Origin of the sequence: Streptomyces incanus (genome assembly GCF_042656345.1) — a bacterium.
Classification (GTDB): domain Bacteria; phylum Actinomycetota; class Actinomycetes; order Streptomycetales; family Streptomycetaceae; genus Streptomyces; species Streptomyces incanus.
Map to the genome: position 1 here is coordinate 1 of NZ_JBHSPC010000121.1, position 3333 is coordinate 3333.

Below are 3333 nucleotides of genomic sequence, written 5' to 3' on the forward strand. Positions count from 1 at the left end.
GCTCCCGCCGCCATCACTGCCGACCCGAACGGGTGCTCCCTCACGTAGGGCAGCTCAACAGACGGAGTCGTGCCCAGGCGCAGATCCAGAGGGTCCCTCCGCTGAAGTTCCCCCGGGTCCTGGACAGCGGGTGTTTACGCTGCGGGGTGAAGTCGTGCTGCAGCCTGGCTCGGGTTTCGAGTGGGGTGAGGTAGCCGAACTCGGGGTGCCTGCGGAGCCTGGTGCGGTTGTACTCGACCTCGATGAAGTGGAAGACGTCGGCCCGGGCGGCCGCGCGGGTCTCCCGGACGGTGGTTCCGATCTCCGCTTTGAGGGCGGCGAACCAGCTTTCCGCAGCAGCGTTATCGTCACAAGAGCCGACACGTCCCCTCGACTGCCGCATGTGCAACGTACGTATTTCGGTGCGGAATTCGTCACTCGCGTATTCGCCGCCGCGGTCGGTGTGCATGACGCAGCCGTCCTCCAGGCCACCGCGCCCGGCCGCCATCCGCAGGGCGGCAACCGGCAGCGCGGCGCGGTGGTGGCCGGCCATCACCCGGCCGATCACCTCCCGCGTCGCGAGATCGATGCAGGCCGCCAGATACAACTTCCCCTCCAGCATGACGAGTTCGGTCATGTCACCGACCAGCCGCATCCCGGGGCGGGTGCGGTGAAGTCCCGGCCGGTCAGATCGGCGGCGAACACCGCCCGCTTCGCCTGCCGGGTCAGGCCCCGACGCCGGCGGCGGGTGATCCCGACGATCCGCTGCTTGCGCATCAGCCGTTCGACCTCCTTGCCGTTCACCGCCCGCCGCAGGGCCGCGTGGATCCGCGGGGCTCCGCAGGCGCCGCGCGGTCCGGCGTGGAGCACTCGGATCGCGTCCACCAGGCGTTCCTCCGCGCGCCGTGCGGCCCGGCGCGCGGAGGCGGCCGTCTGGTGCGCGGAGGAGGCAGAGCGCAACACTCCCCGTGCCCGGCACAGCAGCGCCACGCTGTGACCTGCACGATTGTCGCCCGATGCCTTCTCCGCGTCGATGAAGCGGCACCGCGCGGCGGTGTCCACCTCGTCTTGCCCTGCGCGAAGAATGCGGTCGCTTTCCCCAGGATGTCGACGGTCTTCTCCAGCTCGCGGACCTGGCGCCGCAGCCGGGCGAGTTCTTCCCGCTCGGCGCCGGTCAGAGCCCCGGCAGGCCCCTCGCCCCGATCGCCCCTGGGCTGCTTCACCCAGCCACGCAGACCCTCCGGGCTCACCCCCGGGCCCGGGCGACCTCGGTGACCGCCTTGTCCGACGACAGCGCCGGCGCGACGGCATCCCGCTTGAACTCCGCCGTGTACCGCTTGCCCGTATTGCTCTTCTTGCTCACTGCCTGTGGCTGCCTCCTCCGGGACCTTCCGTCCCAGTATCGGACCGTCCAGATCAAAGGGGGAGCTTCAACCGTGGCCTGATCGGGCGTCACAGACGGCAGTCCGTCGGAAACGGCAGCAGGCGCGCTGCTGAAGTTCGTGGCAGCCTGTTTCCGACTGCTCGAAGGGGGCGAAGCCTGGATAACCACTGGAGAGAGGACCTGACATGCAGGCCGTCACCGTTCGAGACCGCGCCGCCGGTGTCGAGGGAATGTCGCTGACGGAGGTGCCCTACCCCCACCTCGCCGAGAACGACGTCATCGTGCGGGTGCATGCCGCTGGGTTCACCCCCGGGGAACTCGCCTGGCCGGGAACGTGGACGGATCGCGCCGGGCGCGACCGGACGCCGAGCGTGCCTGGACACGAGCTGTCGGGCGTCGTTGCCGAACTCGGGTACGGCCGCGGTACGCCGGAACTATGAGATATCCGCAAGGCAGCGGCCTGACCGCCGAGCGGCGGGCGTTTCGCGAGCGCATCCGCATGGAGGCGGCCGGGATGTTCGCCGCCGGACAGGACAATGCGACGGTGGCGAAGCGGCTGCGGGTCGGCGTGCGCTCGGTGCAGCGCTGGCACCGCGCCTGGCAGACCGGCGGCCGGCAGACGCTGCGCTCCAAGGGATCGGCCGCCCGTCCCCAGCCGAACGAGGCCCTGTTCCCGGTCCTGGCGCAGGAGCCGGCCAAGGGCCCGGTCGCGCACGGCCGGCCGGACCGGACCTGGACCCTGGCCAGGCTCAAGACGCTGATCGGACGCCGGTTCCACGGCCCTCACGCTCTCGGCCATCGCGCAGATGCTCCGGCGCCACGGGTGGAGCCACCATGTCCCGGCCCGGCGGGCACTGGAGCGGAACGAGGAGGCGGTCGCCGGCTGGGTGAAGGAGGCCTGGCCCCGGGCAAAAGCACCGCGGCGGCGCTCGACGGCCGGCTTCGTCTTCGAGGACGAGGCCGGCTTCTCGATGACGCCGCCCACCTCCCGCACCCGGGCCAAGCGCGGGCACACGCCCGTGATCCGAGTACGGGGACGCTCCCAGCGCCGGTTCTCGATCGCCGCCCTGGCCTGCTACAAGCAGGGCGAACGCTCGCGCCTGGTCTTTTGGCCCAGGCGACACGTCGATCACAAGCGCGGCGGCCGACGCGGCTTCACCTGGGCCGACTACCGCGGCCTGCCAGCCGCCGCCCACCAGCAGCTCGGCGCCCTGCTCGTGCTCGTCCGGGACAACCTCAACGTGCACCTGGACGCCCGGCTGCGGGCCTTCAGCGGCACCCACGACTGGGTCACTTCCTACCAGCTGCCGCCGTACGCACCCGCCCCGAACCCGGTCGAGGGCATCTGGTCACTGGTGACACCGCGTTCACCGACCCCGACCACCTGATGCGCGTCCTGCGCCGCACCCTCCGCGAGCTCCAGTACCGCAGCGAAGTCATCGACGGCTGCCTCGCCGCAACCGGACTCACCCTGACGACATCACGCCGACAAGCTCAGTAACACAATGAGTGGGACCGGCCAGGGCGGGTCGGTGACCCATGGGGCGGCTTCGGCGTCGGTCAGGGCCAGCACCTGCGTCTAGCGGGTGGTGCCGTCCTTGAGGAGGTGGACGTGGGCGGGCTTCAGGGGGAGCGAGCCATCGAGGCGAGCCGGTGCCAGGTGCCGGCGGTGCCCCGGGCGAGGACGACGGGGCACACTGCTCGCGGGCGCTCGCTCGGGCCGAGGACCTCGGTGGTAGCGAACCTGGATCAAGACGGATGCGCGTGACAGAGAGGCTGGACAAGGAGTGCGGATCGAGTGCGGCGCGCTCCCGGCAGCCGGGGGCGCTGCGGTGCATCGCCGGTCGTCGGCACCCGGCGCGCAGCGCGGTACGTAGGGCGCCGCTCGCCGCCGGGTCCGTGGTGGGGGCGTCGCGTGTTTACGGGTTGCTTCCGGGGCTTGGGTTCGTTGATGTGGTATGGGTCGTTTC

General features: G+C 71.1%; 3 protein-coding genes and 2 pseudogenes. 2 read left to right on the forward strand and 3 right to left on the reverse strand.

From position 1 onward, the window contains the following. Positions 1-40 precede the first annotated feature (40 nt). The 3 genes from ACFP2V_RS32460 to ACFP2V_RS32470 form a co-directional block, all read right to left on the reverse strand. The gene (locus ACFP2V_RS32460) at positions 41-616 is read right to left on the reverse strand and encodes a transposase (protein WP_381218865.1); all 576 of its coding nucleotides are present in this window, start codon (positions 614-616) and stop codon (positions 41-43) included. Further along, complete coding sequence (locus ACFP2V_RS32465) at positions 613-1041, reverse strand: IS3 family transposase (RefSeq protein WP_381218866.1); 429 nt, start codon at positions 1039-1041, stop codon at positions 613-615. Before ACFP2V_RS32465 ends, ACFP2V_RS32460 begins: the two co-directional genes overlap by 4 nt. A 184-nt stretch (positions 1042-1225) precedes the next feature. Continuing rightward, complete coding sequence (locus ACFP2V_RS32470) at positions 1226-1342, reverse strand: transposase (RefSeq protein WP_381218867.1); 117 nt, start codon at positions 1340-1342, stop codon at positions 1226-1228. Positions 1343-1548: 206 nt separating this feature from the next. Here ACFP2V_RS32470 and ACFP2V_RS32475 point away from each other — a divergent pair. Together ACFP2V_RS32475 and ACFP2V_RS38765 are read left to right on the forward strand one after the other, a co-directional pair. Next, positions 1549-1782, forward strand: a pseudogene (locus tag ACFP2V_RS32475) (alcohol dehydrogenase catalytic domain-containing protein); the annotation flags it as partial. Between the two features lie 17 nt (positions 1783-1799). After that, positions 1800-2864: pseudogene (locus ACFP2V_RS38765) on the forward strand (IS630 family transposase). Positions 2865-3333: the final 469 nt, after the last annotated feature.

Excerpts from the sequence above, each read along its gene's own strand:
- ACFP2V_RS32460 (WP_381218865.1), bottom strand. The coding sequence starts at position 616 with ATGACCGAACTCGTCATGCTGGAGGGGAAGTTGTATCTGGCGGCCTGC.